General features: G+C 38.6%; 22 protein-coding genes. 4 read left to right on the forward strand and 18 right to left on the reverse strand.

The features are described from left to right. Nucleotides 1-162: 162 nt before the first annotated feature. The 5 genes from LJY09_RS23595 to LJY09_RS23615 all read right to left on the reverse strand — a co-directional run bounded on the left by LJY09_RS23595 (nucleotide 163) and on the right by LJY09_RS23615 (nucleotide 5,047). Nucleotides 163-639: a MaoC family dehydratase gene (locus LJY09_RS23595; protein WP_028411778.1), complete on the reverse strand. Its 477-nt coding sequence runs from the start codon at nucleotides 637-639 to the stop codon at nucleotides 163-165. A 133-nt stretch (nucleotides 640-772) separates the two neighbouring features. Beyond that, nucleotides 773-1,711, reverse strand: coding sequence for a malate dehydrogenase (gene mdh, locus LJY09_RS23600; RefSeq protein ID WP_228307445.1), 939 nt, complete (start codon nucleotides 1,709-1,711; stop codon nucleotides 773-775). Between the two features lie 28 nt (nucleotides 1,712-1,739). Next, nucleotides 1,740-3,032: an NADP-dependent isocitrate dehydrogenase gene (gene icd / locus LJY09_RS23605; protein ID WP_255255780.1), complete on the reverse strand. Its 1,293-nt coding sequence runs from the start codon at nucleotides 3,030-3,032 to the stop codon at nucleotides 1,740-1,742. Nucleotides 3,033-3,106: 74 nt separating this feature from the next. Then, nucleotides 3,107-4,225 carry a citrate synthase gene (gene citZ, locus LJY09_RS23610; RefSeq protein ID WP_028411779.1) on the reverse strand — a complete coding sequence of 373 codons (1,119 nt, stop codon included), beginning with the start codon at nucleotides 4,223-4,225 and terminating at the stop codon, nucleotides 3,107-3,109. A 360-nt stretch (nucleotides 4,226-4,585) separates the two neighbouring features. Beyond that, a complete protein-coding gene (locus LJY09_RS23615; RefSeq protein ID WP_013059446.1) occupies nucleotides 4,586-5,047 on the reverse strand; it encodes a DUF441 domain-containing protein in 462 nt (153 codons plus the stop codon). A 113-nt stretch (nucleotides 5,048-5,160) separates the two neighbouring features. Here LJY09_RS23615 and ytvI point away from each other — a divergent pair, with 113 nt between their 5' ends. After that, on the forward strand, nucleotides 5,161-6,270 hold the full coding sequence (ytvI, locus tag LJY09_RS23620; RefSeq protein ID WP_098999239.1) for a sporulation integral membrane protein YtvI: 1,110 nt from the start codon (nucleotides 5,161-5,163) through the stop codon (nucleotides 6,268-6,270). 39 nt (nucleotides 6,271-6,309) lie between these two features. Here the strand turns inward: ytvI and LJY09_RS23625 are convergent, their stop codons facing one another. The 7 genes from LJY09_RS23625 to dnaE form a co-directional block, all read right to left on the reverse strand. Then, entirely contained in the window at nucleotides 6,310-6,702 is a 393-nt protein-coding gene (locus tag LJY09_RS23625; protein ID WP_033579618.1) for an FxsA family protein, read from the reverse strand. Between the two features lie 82 nt (nucleotides 6,703-6,784). Then, nucleotides 6,785-8,545, reverse strand: a complete 1,761-nt coding sequence (gene pyk / locus LJY09_RS23630) for a pyruvate kinase (RefSeq protein ID WP_045291184.1) — start codon at nucleotides 8,543-8,545, stop codon at nucleotides 6,785-6,787. A gap of 479 nt (nucleotides 8,546-9,024) precedes the next feature. Then, entirely contained in the window at nucleotides 9,025-10,002 is a 978-nt protein-coding gene (gene accA, locus LJY09_RS23635) for an acetyl-CoA carboxylase carboxyl transferase subunit alpha (RefSeq protein WP_047749772.1), read from the reverse strand. Further along, a complete protein-coding gene (gene accD / locus LJY09_RS23640; protein ID WP_028411784.1) occupies nucleotides 9,996-10,877 on the reverse strand; it encodes an acetyl-CoA carboxylase, carboxyltransferase subunit beta in 882 nt (293 codons plus the stop codon). Before accD ends, accA begins: the two co-directional genes overlap by 7 nt. A gap of 226 nt (nucleotides 10,878-11,103) precedes the next feature. After that, nucleotides 11,104-11,706 (reverse strand): FadR/GntR family transcriptional regulator, encoded by a 603-nt coding sequence (locus LJY09_RS23645; protein ID WP_028411785.1) that lies wholly within the window; start codon nucleotides 11,704-11,706, stop codon nucleotides 11,104-11,106. A 79-nt stretch (nucleotides 11,707-11,785) separates the two neighbouring features. After that, nucleotides 11,786-13,015, reverse strand: a complete 1,230-nt coding sequence (locus tag LJY09_RS23650) for an NADP-dependent malic enzyme (RefSeq protein ID WP_028411786.1) — start codon at nucleotides 13,013-13,015, stop codon at nucleotides 11,786-11,788. Nucleotides 13,016-13,216: 201 nt separating this feature from the next. Further along, nucleotides 13,217-16,567: a DNA polymerase III subunit alpha gene (dnaE, locus tag LJY09_RS23655; RefSeq protein ID WP_033579615.1), complete on the reverse strand. Its 3,351-nt coding sequence runs from the start codon at nucleotides 16,565-16,567 to the stop codon at nucleotides 13,217-13,219. Nucleotides 16,568-16,708: 141 nt separating this feature from the next. Here dnaE and LJY09_RS23660 point away from each other — a divergent pair, with 141 nt between their 5' ends. After that, nucleotides 16,709-17,044: a sporulation membrane protein YtrH gene (locus tag LJY09_RS23660; protein ID WP_013059455.1), complete on the forward strand. Its 336-nt coding sequence runs from the start codon at nucleotides 16,709-16,711 to the stop codon at nucleotides 17,042-17,044. Continuing rightward, entirely contained in the window at nucleotides 17,041-17,559 is a 519-nt protein-coding gene (ytrI, locus tag LJY09_RS23665) for a sporulation membrane protein YtrI (protein ID WP_014458035.1), read from the forward strand. The genes LJY09_RS23660 and ytrI overlap by 4 nt, the downstream gene beginning before the upstream one ends. A gap of 38 nt (nucleotides 17,560-17,597) precedes the next feature. Here the strand turns inward: ytrI and LJY09_RS23670 are convergent, their stop codons facing one another. After that, nucleotides 17,598-18,536: a DHH family phosphoesterase gene (locus LJY09_RS23670; RefSeq protein ID WP_155010574.1), complete on the reverse strand. Its 939-nt coding sequence runs from the start codon at nucleotides 18,534-18,536 to the stop codon at nucleotides 17,598-17,600. Between the two features lie 251 nt (nucleotides 18,537-18,787). On the opposite strand from LJY09_RS23670, the gene LJY09_RS23675 reads away from it, so the two are divergent. Beyond that, nucleotides 18,788-19,084, forward strand: coding sequence for a YtpI family protein (locus tag LJY09_RS23675; protein WP_028411789.1), 297 nt, complete (start codon nucleotides 18,788-18,790; stop codon nucleotides 19,082-19,084). Nucleotides 19,085-19,354: 270 nt separating this feature from the next. Here LJY09_RS23675 and LJY09_RS23680 read toward each other — a convergent pair whose 3' ends face one another. From LJY09_RS23680 to LJY09_RS23700, 5 genes are all read right to left on the reverse strand, one after another. Continuing rightward, nucleotides 19,355-20,671 (reverse strand): CBS domain-containing protein, encoded by a 1,317-nt coding sequence (locus LJY09_RS23680; protein WP_028411790.1) that lies wholly within the window; start codon nucleotides 20,669-20,671, stop codon nucleotides 19,355-19,357. 81 nt (nucleotides 20,672-20,752) lie between these two features. Next, nucleotides 20,753-20,989, reverse strand: a complete 237-nt coding sequence (locus LJY09_RS23685) for a hypothetical protein (protein ID WP_028411791.1) — start codon at nucleotides 20,987-20,989, stop codon at nucleotides 20,753-20,755. 232 nt (nucleotides 20,990-21,221) lie between these two features. Next, complete coding sequence (locus tag LJY09_RS23690) at nucleotides 21,222-21,899, reverse strand: metal-dependent hydrolase (RefSeq protein WP_028411792.1); 678 nt, start codon at nucleotides 21,897-21,899, stop codon at nucleotides 21,222-21,224. Between the two features lie 113 nt (nucleotides 21,900-22,012). Next, a complete protein-coding gene (gene ald / locus LJY09_RS23695; RefSeq protein ID WP_014458028.1) occupies nucleotides 22,013-23,134 on the reverse strand; it encodes an alanine dehydrogenase in 1,122 nt (373 codons plus the stop codon). Between the two features lie 150 nt (nucleotides 23,135-23,284). Beyond that, on the reverse strand, nucleotides 23,285-23,452 hold the full coding sequence (locus LJY09_RS23700; RefSeq protein WP_165573745.1) for a hypothetical protein: 168 nt from the start codon (nucleotides 23,450-23,452) through the stop codon (nucleotides 23,285-23,287). Between the last annotated feature and the right edge of the window lie 41 nt (nucleotides 23,453-23,493).

The following is a 23,493-nucleotide window of genomic DNA, read 5'->3' on the forward strand; positions in this document are numbered from 1 at the left end:
TCCATCTAGTTAAATTAAACCGCAGCTTCACCCAAATGATATTATTTTCTATTTATCTTCTCTTATCATACAATGTTTTAGCCTCGTTCTCCAATACATTTCAACATTTTCAGAAAATATGGCTAAAGAGCTTCTTCTATATTTATCAATATTTAGGGCGTTTTAAAAATTTTCAAAGTCATGTGTCTCTACTGATGGAAGTCTAAGCGGCGGATACACAAGAAACCGAGCCGTTACTACTTTCTCTTTTTGTTCATTGACCGCTTCTACTTCAATCGTAACAGTTTTAGAAGAAACATCTACCTCTGTGACTTCAAATAAAAATTCAATCGTACTATAATGATGAATTTTTTTGGGAAAGGCAACCGTATGTTCTGCAACATGGCTTCCAGGTCCGGGCAAGTACTTTGAAATGGCTGCTGTCATAATACCGGTAATCATAATGCTTGGCACAATAGGTTTCTTAAAAGGTGTCTGAGATGCATAATCATGCTGAATGTATAAAGGGTTAGAATCATTTGTCAGCCCTAAGTACAATAAGATATCTTTATCTTCAATTCGTTCAGTTAGCGTTAACTTTTCTCCAACTTTTATATCTTCAATACTTCGACCTATTTTTTGTTTTTTACCTAATACCATCATCATTCCACCTTTTGTATAAAGTAATAGTTTTTCTTTATATACAAGAAAAATTCGAGGTTTCCCTCGAATTTTCCTTGTGACTATTGTTTGAATATCTATAAAAACCTATACTCAAACCTACTTTATTGTATTAAGCTAATACACCCATGACAGTTTTGACTGATTTTGCTGATTGATCTAACGCAGCTTTTTCAGAATCAGTAAGTTCTAATTCAATTACTTGCTCAATTCCTACAGCTCCTAATACGGTCGGAACACCTAAGTAGATGCCGTTATAACCATATTCACCCTCTAGGTAAGCAATCGCTGGTAAAATACGACGCTGATCTTTTAAGATCGCTTCTGTCATTTCCACTAAAGAAGCAGCAGGAGCGTAGTACGCACTTCCGTTGCCTAATAAGTTAACGATCTCGCCGCCGCCTTTGCGTGTTCTTTCAACAATTGCTTCAAGACGCGCTTTTGGAATAAGCGTTTCAAGAGGAATACCGCCAGCATATGAGTAGCGTACAAGAGGTACCATATCGTCGCCATGTCCACCAAGTACAAAACCTGTGATATCTTTCACTGAAATGTTTAACTCCTGCGCTACGAACGTACGGAAACGTGCAGAATCTAATACGCCTGATTGACCGATTACGCGGTTTTTAGGAAAACCAGATTCTTTAAATACTGTGTACGTCATAGCATCTACCGGGTTTGTTAACACGATAATGTGACAGTTTGGCGAGTATTTAACAACTTCTTGAGTAACAGACTTCATAATTTTTTGGTTCGTTGTGACTAAATCATCGCGACTCATACCTGGCTTACGCGCGATACCAGCTGTAATAATGACAATGTCAGAATCAGCTGTGTCTTCGTAGTTGGCTGTTCCTGTAATGTTAGCGTCAAAGCCTTGTACAGGACTTGCTTCTAACATATCCAGCGCTTTACCTTTAGCTGGATTTTCTAATTGCGGAATATCAACTAATACAACATCAGCTAATTCTTTTTGACCAATTAAAAAAGCAGTTGTAGCTCCCGTAAAGCCCGCTCCGATAACAGATACTTTTTTACGCATATTTGCCATTATAATTCCTCCCCTAAATGAATAGCTATTAAACTGTTACTTGTTTTCCTAGATTGCTAATTAATTCATCAGCAAACTCTGAACACTTCACTTCTGTTGCGCCGTCCATTAAACGTGCGAAATCATATGTTACTACTTTTGAAGCAATTGTTTTTTCCATTGATTTCATGATTAAATCCGCTGCTTCATTCCAGCCAAGGTGTTCAAGCATTAACACACCTGATAATAATACAGAAGATGGGTTTACTTTATCTAAACCAGCATATTTAGGTGCTGTACCGTGAGTTGCTTCAAAGATAGCATGTCCAGTTTCATAGTTGATGTTTGCTCCTGGAGCAATTCCGATACCGCCAACTTGTGCTGCTAATGCATCTGAAATGTAATCTCCATTTAAGTTCATTGTTGCTACTACATCAAATTCACGTGGACGAGTTAAAATTTGTTGTAAGAAGATATCTGCAATAGAATCTTTTACAATAATTTTTCCTGCTGCTTCCGCTTCTGCTTGAGCTTTGTTTGCAGCTTGTGCACCTTCTTTTTCAACGATGCGGTCATATTGAGCCCAAGTAAATACTTTATCGCCGAATTCTTTTTCAGCTAGCTCATAGCCCCAATTTTTAAATGCGCCTTCTGTATATTTCATAATGTTACCTTTGTGTACAAGCGTAACAGACTTGCGGCCCTGTTCAATCGCATAGTTGATTGCTGCACGCACAAGACGCTCCGTTCCTTCAGAAGAAATAGGCTTAATACCTAATCCAGAAGTTTCAGGGAAACGGATTTTATTTACGCCTAATTCCGTTTGTAGGAATGAAACAAGTTTTTGTACTTCTTCAGAACCCTTCGCATATTCAATACCAGCATAAATATCTTCAGTATTTTCACGGAAGATAACCATATCTGTATCTTCTGGGCGCTTAATTGGAGAAGGTACGCCGTCAAAGTAGCGAACAGGACGTAAGCATGTGAATAAGTCTAATTCTTGACGCAATGCCACGTTTAGAGAACGAATTCCACCGCCTACTGGTGTCGTTAATGGTCCTTTGATTGCAATTATGTATTCGCGAATTGCATCTAACGTTTCTTCCGGTAACCATTCGCCAGTTTGATTAAATGCTTTTTCACCTGCTAATACTTCTTTCCAAACGATTTCTTTTTCACCATTGTATGCTTTTGCAACTGCTGCTTCTAATACGCGGGAAGCTGCTGCCCAGATATCCGGACCAATTCCGTCACCTTCGATAAATGGAATAATTGGGTTATTTGGTACGTTTAAAACGCCGTTTGCTACAGAAATTTGTTCACCTTTTGTCATGAGAATGACCTCCTTAAAAAATTGTCTACTTTCACTTATGGAAAAGTGCTCAACGAACGTGAGCACCTTCGTCACATTGTTTAGCTGCGCTCTTCAAGCGGAATGTACGTTTGTTTTCCAGGACCGATATAATCAGCTCTTGGACGAATCAAACGATTGTTTGAATACTGCTCTAAAATGTGAGCAATCCATCCTGATACGCGGCTTACGGCAAAAATCGGAGTAAATAAATCGTGATCAATACCTAAGCTGTGGTATACAGAAGCTGAATAGAAATCAACGTTTGGCGGAAGCTTTTTCTCGCCTGTTACGATTTTCTCAATTTTCACTGACATATCGTATAGCGTTGTATCTCCTGCTTGTTTTGTAAGTTTTTCAGACATTTCTTTCAAGTGCTTGGCACGAGGATCACCCTGCTGATACACACGATGTCCAAATCCCATAATCTTTTCTTTCTTCGCGAGCTTTTCGCGAATGTAAGGTTCTGCGTTTTCAACTGTTTGAATGTCAGACAACATTTTCATAACAGCTTCATTCGCTCCCCCGTGAAGAGGACCCTTTAACGCTCCAATAGCGGCTGTAATTCCTGAATAAATATCAGATAATGTTGCCACACAGACACGAGCTGTAAAAGTTGAAGCATTTAGCTCATGGTCAGCGTGTAAGACAAGTGCCTTATCAAATGCCTCTACTTGGATATCAGTTGGCTCTTCGCCGGTTAACATATATAAAAAGTTAGCGGCAATGCTATAGTTTTCGTTTGGTTCAATTGGCTCTAATCCGTTACGGACTCTTGAAAAAGCCGTTACCACCGTTGGTAATTGTGCTTGCAAACGAACAGCTTTGCGATAATTTGCTTCTTCATCCATTAAATCAGCTTCAGGATCGTACAACCCCAATAGTGATACGACTGTTCTTAAAGCTGCCATTGGATGAACATCTTGAATTGGATAAGTTTTGAAATGATCTAAGACTTCTTGGGGTAATTTAGCGTTTTCTGCTAGTAATCTAGAAAACACAGATAATTCTTCTTTGTTAGGTAATTTTCCGTGCCATAGTAAATACACCACTTCTTCAAATGTTGCATAATTCGCTAAATCATCAATATTGTAGCCTTGATATGTTAAAGTGTCATCAATAATTGAACTTACTGCTGACGTTGTAGCGACTACCCCTTCTAGACCTCGAGTTGCTGTCATAAATCTCCACTCCTTTACAGAAAAAATTCCCCATACCTTTCTGTGTAAAACGTGAAAAACAAAATTGAGCCTCTGCTCAACTAGACATTAAATGATATACGAAGCGCCTCTTTTGAATATATATCTTGGAAGAACATTCCTTCACCCCACGTAAAGAAAATGCTTACATTTCCATTTGTTTCAATAACACACAAAATCAAAACATCTGCATGTGTCATTGCTTTGTTACAGCCCTATAGGTAAAACATACAATTGTATGTAAAAAGATGCGGCCTCAAAATATATTATAAACAATTATCTGACTTTTGTGAATCAAAAGAGAGAAGAAATTTTAAAAAAATTATTATTATACAAAAATTTCTACGAAAAAAGTTCAGTTAATTTCATAAATAAATAAGCGATTCCAGCACCGATTAACGGACCTACTGCTACCCCTTGAAACAGCGCCACAGCAAGAATTGTGCCAAAAACTAAAGCGGTCGTAATATGCGGATCATCTTCCAAGAGTGTAAGTCCATATTTGGCAATAATTGCTACAGCAATTCCGGCTCCTAGAGCAATCCAAGCATAAGAAGATTTCACAGCTTCTCCTAATTGTTTGAACCCTATGTCTCCTGTTGCAATTGGCACAAGAACGGCAATTGTAATAACCGTTACTCCAATATTAATTCCTTTTGATTGTAGAAACGGAAAAACCTTACCGTCTAACCCGATTAATTTTAAAATAAGTAAAAATGCAACTGCAATGATTAATGATTGATTTTTAGCCACTAATCCAATTACGAGTAAAACAGCTAAAAAAAGCATGGGTTGTGAGAACATTTTACTCATCCTTTCTTTTTTTATTGTGATAAATCTAAAGCGTATTACGTAAATATTTTATGAGTAGCTTTTTCTTTTGTTGACTATCGTTTACAAGGAGGCCTCTATTTATTGTGTACAAGCTTCATTTACATCGACTATTTCGCTTAGCTTGTGTGTTGGTAATTATTGCAGCATCTATATTTCTTAGTTATTATGTCTCTTCTCTCATATATCCATTTATTATCGCCTGCTGCATCGCTTTTTTCATAAATCCTATGGTTAATCTATTTGAATTGAAGCTGCGTTTACCACGCTACTTAGCTGTTTTACTATCAATGGTTCTTATCTTCTCTCTTTTGGCCGGACTTATTACGTTACTTATCACAGAAATCATTGCAGGAAGTACGTATTTAGCGAAAGTTGTTCCCACAAATTTCAAAGAAGTGGTCATATTTATTGAAAATATTGCTACAGAACAAATACTTCCGTTTTATGAACGCATTACTTCTATGTTTAATAACTTAAATACCGGTCAGCAAGCAACTATTTTATCGAACATTAAAGGCGTAGGCAACCATATCGCTCAAACGGTGGGTGATTTTTTGCAAAATGTATTGCAAAGCATCCCAGTACTTTTATCCGTATTGCCTAATGCAGCTACTGTGATTATTTTTTCATTACTGGCTACTTTTTTTATTAGTAAAGATTGGTACAAGCTGATGACTAAAAGCAGCGTGTTTATTCCTAAAAAAGTAAGGGAAAATGGACAGACAGTTGTTGTGGAGCTTAAAAATGCACTGTTTGGTTTTATTAAAGCTCAGCTTACGCTTATTTCGATTACCACAATCATCGTTCTTTTTGGTTTACTTGTTCTTAAGGTTGATTATGCTATTACAGTCGCTTTATTAATCGGCTTAGTAGATATTCTTCCTTACCTCGGAACAGGACTGGTTTTTGTTCCTTGGATGATTTATGCGTTTGCAACAGATAATGTGTCATTTGCTGTAGGACTTTCGGTACTATATGCTGTAGTACTTGTCCAGCGACAAATTATGGAGCCCAAGATTCTGTCATCGAGCATTGGTCTTGACCCTCTTGCTACATTAATTGCTTTATTTGTAGGATATCAATTGATTGGATTTTTTGGATTAATAGTTGGCCCTGTTATTCTTGTTATTCTAAAAACACTTCATACAACGGGGGTTTTTAAAGAAACGTGGCAGTTTATTATAGGAAAATGAAAAAGTGTGTGAAAGAAGCTTCTTTCACACACTTTCTAGTTAACGAATAATCGTCATTCGATTACGTCCTTGAAAAAATCTTCTTAGCCACGTTAAAAGGAAAGGCTTAACGATTTTGCGTGTAAACGGCAGTAAAAAGATAAAGCCTACAACATCTGTCAAGAAGCCTGGAAACAGTAGAAACAAACCGCCAAATAGTACACACATACCATCAAGGATTTCACCGCTTGGAACATGTCCTTGGCTCATCTGACGCTGTGCTTTTTGAAAAAGAGATGTTCCTTGTTTTTTCGCTAGAAACGCACCAATAAAACTGGTAGCAATAATCAGTAAAAATGTTGACATTACACCAATGAGATGACTTGAATAAATCAAAATCATTACCTCAACAGCAGGTACAATAAGAAGGAGCGGAAGAAGCTTCCTCACCATCATCACCTCTTCGCTTATTGAATTGCCTAAACAAAAAGAGAAGGATTTCCCCTTCTCTTTTTTTCAATCATCTACGTGTTTCTTACAGTACGCTTGCGTGTCCGTTGTATACAACACCACGTGAAGCATCAACTGTAATATCTTGATCTTCTGAGAATACGCTTGTTGCGTTTTCTACACCTACAATGACAGGAATGCTTAAGTTTAATCCTACTACAGCTGCATGGCTTGTTAGACCGCCTTCTTCCGTAATAAGAGCCCCTGCTTTTTCGATTGCACTGATCATATCGCGATCTGTGCTGTTTGTAACAAGGATAGCACCTTCAGTCATTTTTGCATTTGCTTCTTCAGCAGTTTTAGCAATAACTACTTTACCAACTGCTGCTTTACGACCAATTCCTTGTCCTTTAGCCAGAACGTCACCTACAACTTGAACTTTCATTAAGTTCGTTGCACCTGATTCTCCAACTGGAACACCAGCAGTAATAACAACTAAATCACCGTGTGCTACAACGCCTGTTTTTACTGCGTCATTTACAGCGTGATCTAACATATCGTCAATTGTACTTACGCGCTCACCAACAACTGGTGTAACACCCCATACTAGAGAAAGACGACGTGCAACAGAATCGTTTGCTGCAACAGCTACGATTGGAGATTGCGGACGATATTTAGAAACGATTTTCGCTGTATAACCACTTTCTGTTGGCGCTACGATTGCACTAGCGTTTAAGTTAAGCGCTGTGTGTACAACAGATTGTCCGATTGCATCTGTAATAGATGGGCCAACTTGCTTGCTGCGCTGTTGTAAAATCTCAGAGTAGTTTAGAGCTTGCTCAGCACGAGAAGCGATTGAATGCATTGTTTGTACAGCTTCAACTGGGTAAGAACCCGCAGCTGTTTCACCAGATAACATAATTGCATCTGTACCATCAAAAATAGCATTGGCAACGTCACTTGCTTCCGCACGAGTCGGGCGCGGGTTGCGTTGCATTGAATCAAGCATTTGTGTAGCTGTAATAACTGGTTTGCCAAGTGCATTACATTGTTTGATTAGATCTTTTTGTACTAATGGTACTTCTTCAGCAGGAATTTCTACTCCTAAGTCACCACGAGCAACCATTAAGCCGTCTGAAACTTCAAGGATTTCTTTGATGTTATCTACGCCTTCTTGGTTTTCGATTTTTGAGATGATTTGAATGTGAGCTGCATTGTGTTTTTCTAGTAGTTCACGAATTTCTAATACATCAGATGCACGACGCACAAAAGAAGCAGCGATAAAATCAATGCCTTGTTCGATACCAAATACAATATCGTTTGCATCTTTTTCAGTGATACCAGGAAGGTTTACACTTACGTTTGGCACGTTTACACCTTTTTTATTTTTTAATGTACCAGGGTTAAGTACTTTCGTTTTGATTTCACCATCAGTTTTATTGACATCTAGTACTTCAAGACCGATTAAACCGTCATCTAAAAGGATTTTTGATCCTACGTGTACGTCATCAATTAGACCTGGATATGTAATTGAGAATTTTTCAGTTGTTCCCACTACTTCTGTCATAGAAACAATGATTTCAGCGCCTTCTTCTAACTCAATTGCACCATTTTCCATTGTGTTTGTACGAATTTCAGGTCCTTTTGTATCAAGTAAGATACCTACTGTTTTACCTGTTTGTTTCGCAGCTTCACGAATGTTAACGATACGTGCACCATGCTCTTCAAAGTCACCGTGAGAGAAGTTTAGGCGACAAACGTTTAAGCCTGAGTTAATTAGTTCAACTAATTTTTCTACACTTTCACTCGCTGGTCCAATAGTACATACAATTTTAGTTTTACGCATTCAAATTTCCTCCTATATATTTACTATTTACTCTTTAGGTAGAGCAAACAGCTATTTCCTTTACTAACCTTTTACAAGCAGGCTGTGAACAAATATTTTGTTGCCTTAACCTGTTCACCTTGCTTTACGTGTAACTTATGAAATACCTACATAGCGCTGAATCAAATAGCAAACAAATACACAGCACTTTAACGATGAATTTCTTCATCGTTTGCTTCTTGTTTTACTATTCCCTGCAATTCATACAGCAATACTTGCTGCCTGATTTGTCTTATATATCTCACGTTTTAGAGAAAAGACAAACGCTCGCACAGCTGCTAATAACCATAGGAATTTTTTTAAAAACACTCTTTTTCTACTTTTACTTAAAGGTTTTTGCTGTCTATAAAATACCACGAAGAACTTGTAAACACAATAGAGAAGGGCTATACAAACCGCACAAAAACGCGCACCCTTATTTTTCAAGAGTGCACGTTTCTTTATTTTATAGTAATGGCATCGTTTTCAGCTGCAAATTGTCCGATTTTTTTGTATTTTAAATAACGCTCCTCCACTAGCTCTTCTTTTGATAAATTCATCAGTTCTTTTAATGACTTCTTAATAATGCTTTCCATGTATCCAGCTTGTGCATCGATATCTCGATGAGCTCCGCCTTTTACCTCTGAAACCATTTCATCTACAATACCCAGTTCTTTCAAATCCGGTGCTGTAATCTTCATCGTTTCAGCAGCTTTTTTAGCAAGAGAAGAATCTTTCCAAAGAATGGCAGCCGCTCCTTCTGGAGAAATAACTGAATACGTCGAGTTCTCAAGCATATGAAGGTGATTTCCTAAACCTAATGCCAAGGCTCCTCCGCTTCCTCCTTCTCCAATGACAATACAAATAACAGGTACAGTTAAGCCAGCCATTTCGAAAAGATTTTTCGCAATAGCTTCGCTTTGTCCGCGTTCTTCTGCCGCTTTTCCTGGATAAGCTCCTTTTGTATCAATAAAGCAAATAATTGGGCGGTTAAATTTCTCCGCTTGCTTCATTAGACGCAGTGCTTTACGGTAGCCTTCAGGATGAGGCATACCAAAATTACGACGAATATTTTCTTTCGTATCTTTACCTCTTTGATGTCCAATCACGGTAACAGGCACGCCATTAAACTTGGCAATTCCTCCTACGATTGCTTCATCATCTCCATAAAAGCGATCGCCATGACACTCTAAAAAGTTTGTAAACAAGCGAGTAATATAATCGAGTGTTGTAGGACGCTCAGGATGACGAGCAATTTGAACACGGTTCCACGGGCTTAGATGATTGTAAATATCGTTTTCTACTTTTTCTAAGCGCTTTTCCAACTTATCAATTTCGCTAGATAAATCCACTTCTGTATTTTTAGCAAACTCTTTCAGTTCTGCAATCTTGTCGCGTAACTCAACAATTGGACGTTCAAACTCTAATTCACTTACCACTCGATGTCACCTCCTGCTACGTGTATATCTAAAATAGTTGTTAACGTGTCTTTTAAATCGTGACGGTCAATAACTCCATCTAATTGACCATGCTTCAACAGAAATTCAGACGTCTGAAAATCTTCTGGAAGCTCTTCTCTAATTGTTTGTTCAATAATACGTCTTCCAGCAAAGCCAATTAACGCGCCCGGCTCGGCTAAATTATAATCGCCTAGCGAAGCAAAGCTTGCTGACACTCCTCCCGTAGTAGGATGTGTCATGATCGAAATGATTAAGCCGCCTTCGTCACTGAACATTTTAAGGGCTGCGCTAGTTTTAGCCATTTGCATCAAGCTCAGAACACCTTCTTGCATACGTGCACCGCCTGAAGCTGTAAAAATAAGGAATGGGACATGCATTTCCTTTGCTTTTTCAATGGCGCGAGTAATTTTCTCACCTACTACAGAACCCATGCTTCCCATACGGAAATGTGAATCCATAACAGCAACCACTACTTTAATTCCTTCAATATCTCCTTCACCCGTAACAATCGCTTCACTTAAATTAGTTTTCTCACGATCTTTTTCGAGCTTTTCAAGATAATCCGGGAATCCAAGAGGATTTTCTGACGTCATATCTTTGTCGTATTCAACAAACGTACCGCTGTCAATCAAGCTTTCAATACGCTCTGGTGCTGTCATTTGATGATGGTATCCACAGTTTAAGCATACTTTTAAGTTTTTATTTAACTCTTTTGTATACATGATTTTCTTACACTTTTTACACTTGGTCATAATCCCTTCAGGTACATCTTGTCTCATATGCTCAGAAGGAATCGTAGCATATTTTCGTTTTTTTGGAGTTTTTGTGTTTTTTGTAAATAAATCTCGTAACAAGGTGTAACCTCCTTTTGGTTCTTTTCTTTAACATAAGAACCTTTCTTCTTCCTCTTCTTCTACTTTACACGTTATGAAAGCCCGTCTCAAACGCAAAAACAAGCGACATATAAGAAAAAATTGGATGAATTATTCGCTTCACTTTATTAGTTGCTATTTACTTTACTAGATGACGGTTTGATTTTGTGTAGAAAGATGGCATGTCTCTTTCGACAAATTCCTTCTTTCACACTTGTTTGTAGCACTGATGGTGAAGATTTAATACAGCTGCTTCATCTTTTTTAACTAGCGCCTCTACTAATTCATTTATAAGAGTGTCGCTTGGCGCTGAGTTTTGTTGAAAGGTTTGAGAAAAACGGCAAATAATCAGCCAAATTCGGTGCAATAGCCGATTAGGCTGCAAAGAAAACAAATAGTCAAACAAGTTCTTTAAGCGATCGTCATTCTGCTTTTGAATTACTTTTGAAACATTGATTTTGTTCTGTTCCGCTAAAACAGAAAACAAACAGCTTTTTTCCAGAATATATCTCGTCTGAATTAAGTCTGACTTTGTTTTGCCGTCTTGTATTAAAAAAGTAGCTAATAAATCAATAAATTGATGATCTCCCACTTCTTTAATAAACGTACCTTCACCTCTTCTAGTTTCAATCAATCCAATTAGCTCTAACGCTCTGAGCGCTTCTCGAACGGAAGAACGTCCTGCGCCTAACCGTTCAGAAAGCTCTCGTTCTGACGGGATTTTATCACCCGTAGTTAAACGATCATCTTCCATTAGCTGGCGAATTTGTTTTAGAATTTCTACATATACTTTTGAACGTTCATTCTTCAAGTTTATTACCACTCACTTTACATTACTTTAACAGGCATGCTTGAAGCATCATGCCTGTCAAAGAACAGTTGATGTAACCTTATTCAATAATCGCTAAACGGCGTGTATTTTCAGCTACGGCTTCTGGCTTTACTTTTATTCGGGCAACGCCTGTTTCCATAGCTGCTTTTGCAACAGCTGCGGCTACTGCCGGAGCCACTCGTGCATCAAATGGCCCTGGAATCACATAGTCTGTATTCAAGTCCTCTTCCGTAATTAAATTAGCAATGGCCTCAACTGCAGCCATTTTCATTTTTTCATTAATATGAGTAGCACGCACATCAAGTGCACCTCGGAATATCCCCGGAAACGCTAAGACATTGTTCACTTGATTAGGAAAATCTGAACGTCCGGTGCCGATTACTTTCGCGCCAGCTTTTTTAGCTTCTTCTGGCATAATTTCAGGCACTGGATTTGCCATTGCAAAAATGATTGGGTCTGGATTCATCTTTCCAATCATTTCCGATGTGAGTGCTCCTTCAACCGAAACTCCAATAAATACATCAGCTTCTTCTAACGCATCGGCTAACGTACCTTCTACTTTGCTTCGATTTGTATAGGCTGCAACTTCATCTTTTATACGGTTCATGCCGTGAGGACGCTTGTCATAAATCGTTCCTTTGGAATCACACATAATAATATCGCGCACTCCATAGCTGTATAATAATTTAATAATAGCAATGCCAGCAGCTCCTGCTCCATTCGCTACTACTTTGATTTGTGACATTTTTCTTCCTGTCAGCTTCAGGGCATTAAGAAGACCCGCTACCGTAACAATAGCCGTCCCATGCTGATCATCATGAAAAACCGGGATATTTGTTTCCTTTTTCAACCGCTCTTCAATTTCAAAACAGTTAGGAGCCGCAATATCTTCTAAATTAACGCCTCCAAAAGTTGGTTCTAGCAATTTAACAGTTTCTATAATTTTGTCCACATCTGTCGTGTTTAAACAAATTGGGAATGCATCTACGCCGGCAAAACTTTTAAAAAGGACAGCTTTCCCTTCCATTACTGGCAGAGCAGCTTCAGGGCCTATATTGCCCAAGCCCAATACGGCAGTGCCATCAGATACAACAGCTACCATATTTCCTTTCATCGTATATTCATATACATTGTTTACATCATCATATATTTCTTTGCAAGGTTCTGCTACACCAGGGGAATAAGCAAGGCTTAAATCCTCTGCGTTTCGAACAGGAATTTTGGACTTTGATTCTAGTTTACCTTTGTTAATGCGGTGCATATGCAATGCTTCTTCACGTAAAGACAATGAATTTCACTCCCAATAAACAAAATGATAACAAATACTGCGCCTGAACCATGTTCTTTCCCACACTCATATGATGTTATAAATCCAATTGCATTTCATTTCAAGAAAAACGCATCTAATTCGTATATTTTATAAAAAAACGGTGGTCAGACCACTTTTTTAACTATTTTACCATATAACATCACATGAAATCTGTAAAGACTATATCTTCTTGAACACAACGTGCTTCTCTCCAAGCATTGCTTTTAACGTTTTGATCAACTCATCGCTTCGTTCAACAGAATAGTGAACAGGAAGCTTGACCAATTGACGTTCTGCCTCATAATAAATTTTCACGGGGATTTTCCCTCTATGAGACTGAAAATGCTGATAAATAGTATGAAGCAGCTTTTCCGTACCTTGCTTTGTTTCTATACGTAAGTACAATTCTTCTGACGGTAATTTTTGAACCGCTTCGCTAGCAGCTTCAGCACGTTGACAAACAATTTGCTGCTGCCCATTTCTTTCATCTATCTTTCCATGTATCAGTAAAACCTTACCTTGTTCAAACAGCAGACGATTCTGCTCAAATACGCGGGGAAACGCAACAACTTCTCCTTCTCCACTTTCATCCGTAATGCGCAAAAAGGCCATTTGCTCTCCTTTTTTCGTGCGAATGACGCGAATTTCCAACACAAATACTAAAAGAGAGACCGCTTTTCCTGAAGCGTGTTCTTTCATATCGTGAAGAGAAACAACAGAATAAAAGGAATTCAGTGCTTCATACTGAGAAGCAGGGTGGCTTGATAAATAAAAACCTAGCATATCTTTTTCATACTGAAGCCGATCTTCTATTTTCAGTTCCTCTTTTTCCATATATTTAGGCTTTAACGAAAATTCAGCTCCAAATCCAAAGTCATCATCAGGGAGCACCAAGCTTGCATGTTCAAATGCTACATCAATGGTTGCTAATAAAGTTGCTCGATTTTCTCCAAATTCATCAAAGCCTCCGGACAAAATCAAAGCTTCAAGCGCTTTTTTATTCACGGCTTTTGGTGAAACACGTGCACAAAAATCAAATAAGTCTTCAAATCTTTTTTTCTTTCTCTCTTCTGTTATTTCCTGCATAGCTGCCGCACCAATATGTTTAATCGCTGCAAGGCTATATCTTATTCTTTCACCTTCTACATTAAACGAATACATGCTCTTGTTAATAGAAGGTGGGAGAACTTGTATTTTTTTTCTTTTGAGTTCATTAATATATTGAGCAATTTTCCCTTCGTTTCCAATAACGCTCGTTAACAACGCTGAAAAGAACTGTAGCGGATAATGTGTTTTTAAATAAGCTAACTGATAGGCCACCATACTGTAAGCAACGGCATGGCTCCGGTTGAAGCCATAATCAGCAAAGCGCACAATAAGGTCATAGACCCGATTAGCAACGGATAGGTCATATCCTTTCTTCTCGCTTCCTTGAACAAAATGTGCTCGTTCACGATCAAGCACGGATCGTTCTTTTTTACTAACTGCTCTTCTCAATAAATCTGCTTCTCCAAGAGAAAAACCGGCCATCTTTGAAGCAATCTGCATAATTTGCTCCTGATACACGATAACGCCATGGGTGGATTGTAAAATGCCTTGAAGCGTGGGATGGTCATATATGACGCTCTCCACTCCGTGCTTGCGCTTAATATAAGTTGGAATATTTTCCATCGGACCGGGTCTATACAGCGCGTTAACTGCTACAATATCTTCTAGCTCTGTAGGTTTTAATTGCTGAAGAACCCTTCTCATTCCATCTGACTCTAGCTGAAAAATCCCTGTCGTATCTCCTTTGCTCAGCAGTTCAAAAGTTTTCTGATCGTTAAATGGAATACGAGACAGTGACAGCTTTTGGTTCATGTCCCGCTCAATTTTCTTTAAAATGTGATCTAAAATGGTTAAGTTACGCAAACCTAAAAAGTCCATTTTCAAAAGCCCAACGTCTTGCAGAGCTTCCATTGGATATTGAGTCAGATATACATCATCATGTCCTTCTTGTACAGCTATAGATTGCGTCAGCGGCTTCTCACTGATCACAACGCCTGCTGCGTGTGTGGAAGTATGCCTTGGCAGTCCTTCTATCTTCATGGCAATGTTATACCATTGCTTTCTGGCTTCATTTTCTGCTAAATAAGTTTGAAGAACTCTTGAATCACGAAGAGCGCTTTTTAACGTTGTACCTGGTTTAGTTGGAATCGCTTTAGACATTTTATTTAACGCCTCTTGATCAAATCCCATCACTCTTCCTACATCACGTACGGCTGCTTTAGCCGCTAATGTTCCAAATGTAATAATTTGAGCTACATGCAGCGCTCCATATTTTTGAGCCACATACTGAATGACTTGATCCCGTTTATTATCAGGAAAATCGATATCAATATCAGGCATCGAAATACGTTCAGGATTTAAAAAGCGCTCAAAGAGAAGCTGATGCTGAATTGGATCAACATTTGTAATTCGTAAGGCGTATGAAACTAGTGAGCCCGCCGCTGAGCCACGACCTGGACCTGTTAAAATACCATGTTCATGAGCATAATTCATAAAATCCCACACGATAAGGAAGTAATCGCTAAAGCGCATACTTTCAATAATGTTCAGCTCATAATCTAAGCGTTTCTGGTATTGTTCCGTGATCACTTGAACTCTTTCTTGCAGTCCTTTCTCGCAAAGAGTGCGTAAGTAGGTTGATGATGTAACTGACGGAGGAACAGGGTATTTTGGAATAGACATGACGCCTAGAGAAATTTTAAGCTCGCATCGTCTTGCGATTTTTATACTTTCTTCTATTAAAAAATGCTGATCATGAAAGAGAACTTCCATTTCATGAGGTGATTTAAAATAGTACTCGCTGCTTTCTTCTTGCACCTGTTCACCGCTATGTAATTTCTCTCCGTCTCGAATAGCCGCTAAGCAATCATATGCGTCCCGATCTTCTTTTTTTAAATATTTCACTTGATTCGTTGCTACGAGCGGGACATTTTCTTCAGCAGCAAGCTCCGTTAACTGCTGATTTATCAAAGCTTCATCCTGTCCGTGGCGCTGTATAGATATATACAAAGACTGAGAATATACTTTTTTAAAGAATTGAAGCACTCGCTTTGCATCTTGAAGTTTGTTTTCTGCTAGCAGAGTTTCTACTTCTCCCCTTACGCCAGGTGTAATAGCAATCAACCCGCTGCTATAATGCTGGAGCCATTTTTTCTTTACACCGTGTTTTTCCTTTGTTTGAACTAAGCTGCTTAGTTTTAATAGATTTTCATAGCCTTTATCATTTTCTGCTAGCAAAACTAAAGGATACGCTTGCTCGCTTTCTTCATGTTCCAAAATTGATAGTGTAAGCCCAATAATCGGCTTAATCCCCGCTTTCACGCAGGCTTTATAAAAAGGAATGACTCCGTACATTACATTTTCATCGGTCAAAGCAATCGCTTCATAGTTCATTTTTTTAGCTGTTTCTACAAGTTCATGAATACGAACGGAACTGCTTAGTAAGCTATAAGAACTTTGAAGCTGTAAGTGAACAAAAGGCACAGGACTTCCCACCTTTCTTTAATTCTTTATTCTCATTATAAATTTTGTTGCGGGCGTAGACAAATTACATAACTCTGAACGTTTGTCCATATATATGTAGGAAGCATGAGTTATCAATAAAATAGTAAAGGAGGACGCGTCATGACAAAAGAGCCTTTTATGTCTCTTTTCATTTGGAGTTACTTTACTTCATTAGGTATTATTTTAGGCGGTTCATTAATCGGAGCATTTGCGGGGTTCTTAATTGGAAAATCTCCCCTGTACGTTATGCATACCCTCAGCAATAGCTTAAAAATCTGGGCAATTGTCGGAGCCATCGGAGGAACATTTGATACGTTTTACAGCTTTGAGCGAGGACTCTTTGAAGGAGCGACAAAAGATGTATTCAAACAAATTCTTTTAATTCTATCCGCTATGGGAGGAGCTCAGACCGGAGCTCTGATCATCAAGTGGTTAACGCAGGAGCATTTTGTATGAGAGTACCCAGCGAGCGAATGTTCAAGCGCTCCGACTGGCAGCGTTTTTTTGCCGGTATTGTCATTGGAGCAATTGTCAGCTGGGGAGTGTTTTTAACAATTTACGGCGTTTCAAGAGATAGAGAGCTAGAGGAGATTCGAATTGCTAATGATAAGCTAAAAAAAGCAAATTTGCAAATTAGCGCATGGCAAGAAGATGTAAAAGCATTAAACAAGGAAATGAAGCAGCATTTGATTATTCAAAATGTGAAAGTAAAATTAGTGAACGGCCATCGTTATAAAGTAAACTCTGTGGTGGAATACAATATTCAAAAAAGCGTCGACGAAGAAGCGCAGCACTTAATTGCCCAAGATATTGAAAGTGCGTATCGAAGCAGGGATATCTTAAAAAAAGCAATTGAAAACAAAAAATACGAATTCGATAAAACGATTTATGAAGTTGAAGTTCATCAAATTTATTTTTATACAACGCTTTCGATTGAAGTTCGAATTAAAAAGATGGAAAAAGTACTATAAAAAGCCGCTGATTTAAAATCAACGGCTTATTTTACAGATTACTCCTGACTGCAGAGCTCTTCTAAATCAAGTAGTAAAGGCTCTACTTCTTCCCATGAGTCAATGGAAGCGCCGGACGCAAGAGGATGGCCTCCTCCGTTGTATTTTCTAGCAATTGTATTAATCACAAGCTCTTTTGAACGCAGGCGGACCCGAATCTGATTTTCTTCTTCTACAAAAAATACCCACGTTTTCACTCCATCAATTTGTCCTAACGAGCCGACTAGCTGAGAGGCATCAGCAGGTGTCACATCATATTTGCGAAGAATTTCATTCGGAATTTTCATGTGAGCAACTCCCGCTGGAGACATCGTGAAGTTTTGCAGCACATATCCATGTAAGTGAGCGACGTTTTCTTTTATTTTGTATAGCTGATCATATACATCCTTAAAATTGAAGCCATATTGAATCAATTCACTTGCATAGCAAAACGTTTTCGGCTTTGTATTTGGAAATAAAAATCGGCCCGTATCACCGACAATACCAGTGAAAATTAACTTTGCTCCTTCATCATTAAGAGCTAACCCCTTTTCTTTTCCTTCCAAGTAAAATTCATAAATCATTTCACTTGTTGAAGAAGCAGACGTCTCAACCCAAAGTAAATCACCGTAAGGAGTTTGATTCGGATGGTGATCGATTTTAATGATCATTTTTCCACTTGCGTAGCGCTGATCTGATACACGCGCTTCATTCGCCGTATCACAAACGATGACAAGCGCATCTTCATAGGTGTCATCGGCGATATCATCCATACGGTATAAAAATTTTAACGACTCCGCTTCTTCTCCCGTTACGTATACCTTCTTCTCCGGAAAAGATGTTTTTAACAATTCCGCTAATCCGCACTGAGATCCGTATGCATCTGGATCTGGACGAATGTGCCTGTGAATAATGATGGTGTCAAACTGCTTAATAGCTTCTAATATTTGTGCTTTCATTTTCTCTCTCCTGTCAATACTGTTCTTGTTTTATGTACGTACCACATGCACTTATATTTCCACAGCGCTGTATCCATAATCTTTATTAAATCATATCTCTTCTCCTTTTTAAAAGAAGAATCAATCAATAGTAGAATTTTCTGTTATTGACCTGTAAAATAATAGATACTACTGTAAACACTTTCAACACTACGCATTACTAGCATCTAGAAACATTACGGATAGAAATACACCGGACTGGAGGGGCGTCTGTGCCATTTTTTATGATTTTAATCGTTGTGTCCTTTGTTTTCTACATGTATTTAAAAGTAAAATACGTACGTTCAAAACGCCCAATGGAACGAAAGTGGATTTCCGCTAAATCGAGTATTTGTCTTGGCTCTTTTGTATTATTTTTTGGGATCAATCAATGGTTTATTTACGAAACAAACCTTTCGCTTATCATCGGGATATTATTTGTATTATTCGGTTCAGGTAGCATAATAGCAGGTGTCAAAGCTTATAAGTACTATCAGCCTTATGCAATAAAAGAAGCAGATCAAATGTAAAAGAGGCTGAGGCATAACGAGAGGAATCCAATCTAAAGACGAACAAATGGGAGACATGAGCTGAACCGCTTGAGACACCGCCGTTGATTTCCGTGCAAGACTTCGCTTTCCGCGGGAGTCTTCGTCTTGCCCTCCAATCAACGGCTAGAAGAATCTCAACAGGTGAAACCTACGTTTACCCTAACAAAAAAAACGAACCACTCATCAACATGGTTGATAAATGGTTCGTTTTTCACTTCGTCTAACATACTTTTGTCCCAGCTTCTTTTTTTATACTCTGTCCAATAACTGAGCCATCATCATCGCTTTTCCTACTACAACTCCGGCGTTGTAGACTTCTACATCTAATTTAGCAAACTTCCGACCAAGTTCTAATAGCTTAGGGCGAATTTCAATTACACTTTCAATTTGAACCGGTTTAATAAAATAAACGGTAATGTTTTCAATAACCAAATCACCTTTTTTATATAAGCGCAGAACACGATTGGCAGCTTCCGTCACAATAGTAGTAAAAACTCCGTATGAAATAGTTCCCATATAATTTGTCATTTGTGGCGTTACTTCACAGCGATAGACAGGTGCTTCCTTTGTCTCTTGTACGTCCATAAATTGATTCGTTACAATGTCATCAATGGTTTCTCCTACCTGTGGTTGACGCTGAATCATTTGCAGCGCTTTTAAGACATCTTGACGGCTGATAATGCCTTCTAGTCGGTGGTAATCGTCCACTACAGGCAGCACTTCAATCCCTTCCCATACCATCATATGAGCGGAAGAAGCGACCGATGTTTTCCCGTGAACGGTCATCGGATTTTTCGTCATCACTTTTTCAATCGAAGTGGAAAGATCATATCCAATAACATCTTTTGAGGTAACCATACCATGAACTTTCATATGCTGATCTACTACAGGAAAACGACTGTGGTGCGTTTGATCGTTACATTCGTGCCATTTTTCAATCGTATCGGTTAACTGCAAGCTAACCGCTTCAGAGACGGGTGTTAAAATATCCTCTACAAGCACAATTTCTTTTTTTATCAACTGATCATAGATAGCCCGATTAATCATCGTTGCAACTGTAAATGTATCATAGCTCGTTGAAATAATAGGAAGCTTAAGATCATCCGCAAGCTTCTTAACCCATTCTTCCGTATCAAAGCCGCCCGTAATTAAAACGGCTGCGCCTGCTTCAAGGGCTAATTCATGAGCGTTTACTCGATTCCCTACGATAAGAAGGTTTCCGGCCTCGGTATACCTCATCATAGCATCAAGCTTCATCGCTCCAATAACAAACTTATTTAACGTTTTATGCAAACCTTCACGTCCGCCCAGCACTTGTCCATCTACAATGTTTACTACTTCGGCAAACGTGAGCTTTTCAATGTTTTCTTTCTTCTTTCGTTCAATTCGAATAGTCCCTACTCGTTCAATCGTTGAAACATATCCTTTATTTTCCGCGTCTTTTATTGCTCGGTACGCCGTGCCTTCACTGACAGTCAGTTCTTTGGCAATTTGGCGCACTGAAATTTTTTCACCAATTGGAAGCGAATCGATATACTGTAAAATTTGCTCATGTTTTGTCGCCACGTGTACTTCACCCTTCTAAAACGTTTTTACGTTTCATATGTCTTTTCTTTTATTATACGGGGGAAGTGAAATGGATTCAATCTAACCTCTTTGACGCAAAGGCTTTCTCGCACTATTTTTTTGAATACCTGCCTTTTTACGGCGCGGTGCATAAAGTAGTGATGACAAATTGCCTCCGGCTACAAAAAGAGCAAAGGTAAGCCAGCTTATACTAAAAATCCCTTGCAAATTCGAAGTTGTTAACACTAAGTGCGGCATTGCATAGTAAAGCATCACTCCGCATAGTAAAAGCGATAAAATAACTCGATTTTTTTCCATAACTCTCCCTCCTTATTATTACTATCGTATGCGGGAAAGTAAAAAAAGCAGAACGTTTCTTTGCAAATAAAAAGAGATTAAGACATAACTGCATCGATTCAATCTAAAGATGAACAAATGTGAAACCTACGTTCACCTTAACAATAAAAAAAGAACGAGTGATCGATATTATCGATTACTCGTTCTTTTTTAACTTTAACTGAAATCGTTTTGTCCCATCCTCTATTTATGATTAAAGTTCCAATCCTTCTCCGACTTTTAATACTTTTCCTTCAATACCGGATAAAGACTCAACAAATTGATGAGGATCTTGCTTAATTACAGGAAATGTATTGTAGTGAATTGGCACAACAAGCTTTGCCTGCACCCATTCCGCTGCGATAGCCGCATCTTCAGGTCCCATTGTAAAGTTATCTCCAATTGGAAGAAATGCTACGTCAGGCTCATGGCGACCAATTAACTTTAAATCAGAAAATAAAGCCGTATCTCCAGCATGATAAATTGTCTTTCCTTCAATCGTTAAAAGCAAGCCAGCTGGCATTCCTGTATAAATAATTTTCTCATTATTTTCTGTATAACTTGAACCGTGGAAAGCTTGGGTCAATTTCACCGTACCAAAATCAAATGTATAGGCTCCACCTATGCTCATTGGATGTACGTTTAAGCCTTGCCAGCTAAGATATGTAGCTAATTCTGCTACTGCCACAACAAGTGCACCGCTGCGCTTAGCAATTTCCACCGTGTCGCCTACATGATCATTATGGCCATGAGTCAGTAAAATCACATCTGCTTTTACATCTTCAGCATTTAAATCTGTTAATTCATTTCCAGTGATAAACGGGTCAATTAAAATTGTTTTTCCTTTTGTTTCAATTTTAACAACAGAATGTCCATGATAAGAAACGTGCATCATATATTCTCTCCTTTTACACTAACCTTTTCTATATTCTCCCCGTCTGTTTTGGTTACAAAACAAGTGAATACGCGGCTATCATATCACAAACTGCGCAAAAACATGCCTTATTATGCTTGCTCTAATAAAGTTGTTGCATCAGCGTAAGTTAGACCGTGTGCATCTGCCACAGCCGCGTAAGTGACAAACCCATTTAGGGTGTTGATGCCTTGAAGAAGAGAAGGGTTTTTTAAGCACGCTTTTTTATACCCCTGATTTGCTATTTGCAAAGCATAAGGCACCGTTACGTTGGTCAGCGCTAAGGTCGACGTGCGGGGAACAGCTCCTGGCATATTAGCAACAGCATAATGCAAGACTTCATGCTTCGAATAAGTCGGGTTATCGTGAGTGGTAATGCGATCAGTTGTTTCAAAAATTCCCCCTTGATCAATAGCAATATCAACTACAACGGACCCTTTTGACATTGTTTGAACCATTTCCTCGGTGACAAGCTTTGGCGCTTTAGCTCCGGGTATGAGAACCGCGCCTATCACTAAATCTGACTCTTTTACAGATTGTGCGATATTGTAGTGATTTGACATTAATGTCGTCACTTCTTTACCAAATAAATCATCAAGCTGGCGAAGGCGATCAGCGTTTAAATCAATTATTGTAACATCAGCCCCTAATCCGACCGCGATTTTAGCAGCATTGGTTCCTGCTACTCCTCCTCCAATAATCGTTACTTTTCCTCTTTGCACGCCTGGAACTCCGCTTAATAAAATCCCTTTGCCACCTTTGGTTTTCTCCAAAAATTGAGCTCCAATCTGAGAAGACATTCTTCCTGCAACTTCGCTCATCGGAGTTAACAGAGGCAAGCTTTTGTTTGGAAGCTGTACAGTTTCATAAGCGATGCCTACCACCTTTTTATCAATCAATGCTTTCGTTAACGCTTCTTCAGCTGCCAAATGTAAATACGTAAACAAAATAAGTCCTTCGCGAAAATATCCGTATTCTTCTGAAATCGGTTCTTTTACTTTCATAACCATTTCAGCATCCCATGCTTCTTTTGCAGTATTTACAATAGAAGCTCCTGCATTTGTGTAATCTTCATCATGGAATCCAGAGCCTTCTCCTGCCTGTGTTTCAATATATACATCATGCCCACCGTTAACTAAAGCTGTAACACCAGCTGGAGTAATAGCCACGCGATTTTCATTGTTTTTTACTTCTTTCGGCACTCCAATTTTCACCTTTATCCCTCTTTTCTTATATCAGTGATTAACTGAAAAAAGAACGCCACACCAAATCCTTTAGAAAACCGGATTTACTATGACGTTACCTTTCGATAGAGCTCAGCATAATCCTGCTTTTCTTAGTTTATATACAGTATATGCATGTAGTTATTCATATAGTTCGTTATCGCTCTTTGCTTCTGGATTTTCAACTACAGAAGCCATAGCATCGCCAATAACGCCGCTTGAATAAGAATCCATTAGCTGTCTTGATGTCTCTTTTTCTCCTTCAAAATCATATTCATATACATGCTGCGGATGTTTTTTGTCTTTCATATGTCACTTCTCCTTTTTCACTCTATTTTCTTTACGAATGT

The sequence above is a fragment of the Priestia sp. J2 genome, from assembly GCF_020790095.1.
In the GTDB taxonomy this organism is placed as follows: Bacteria; Bacillota; Bacilli; order Bacillales; family Bacillaceae_H; genus Priestia; species Priestia zanthoxyli.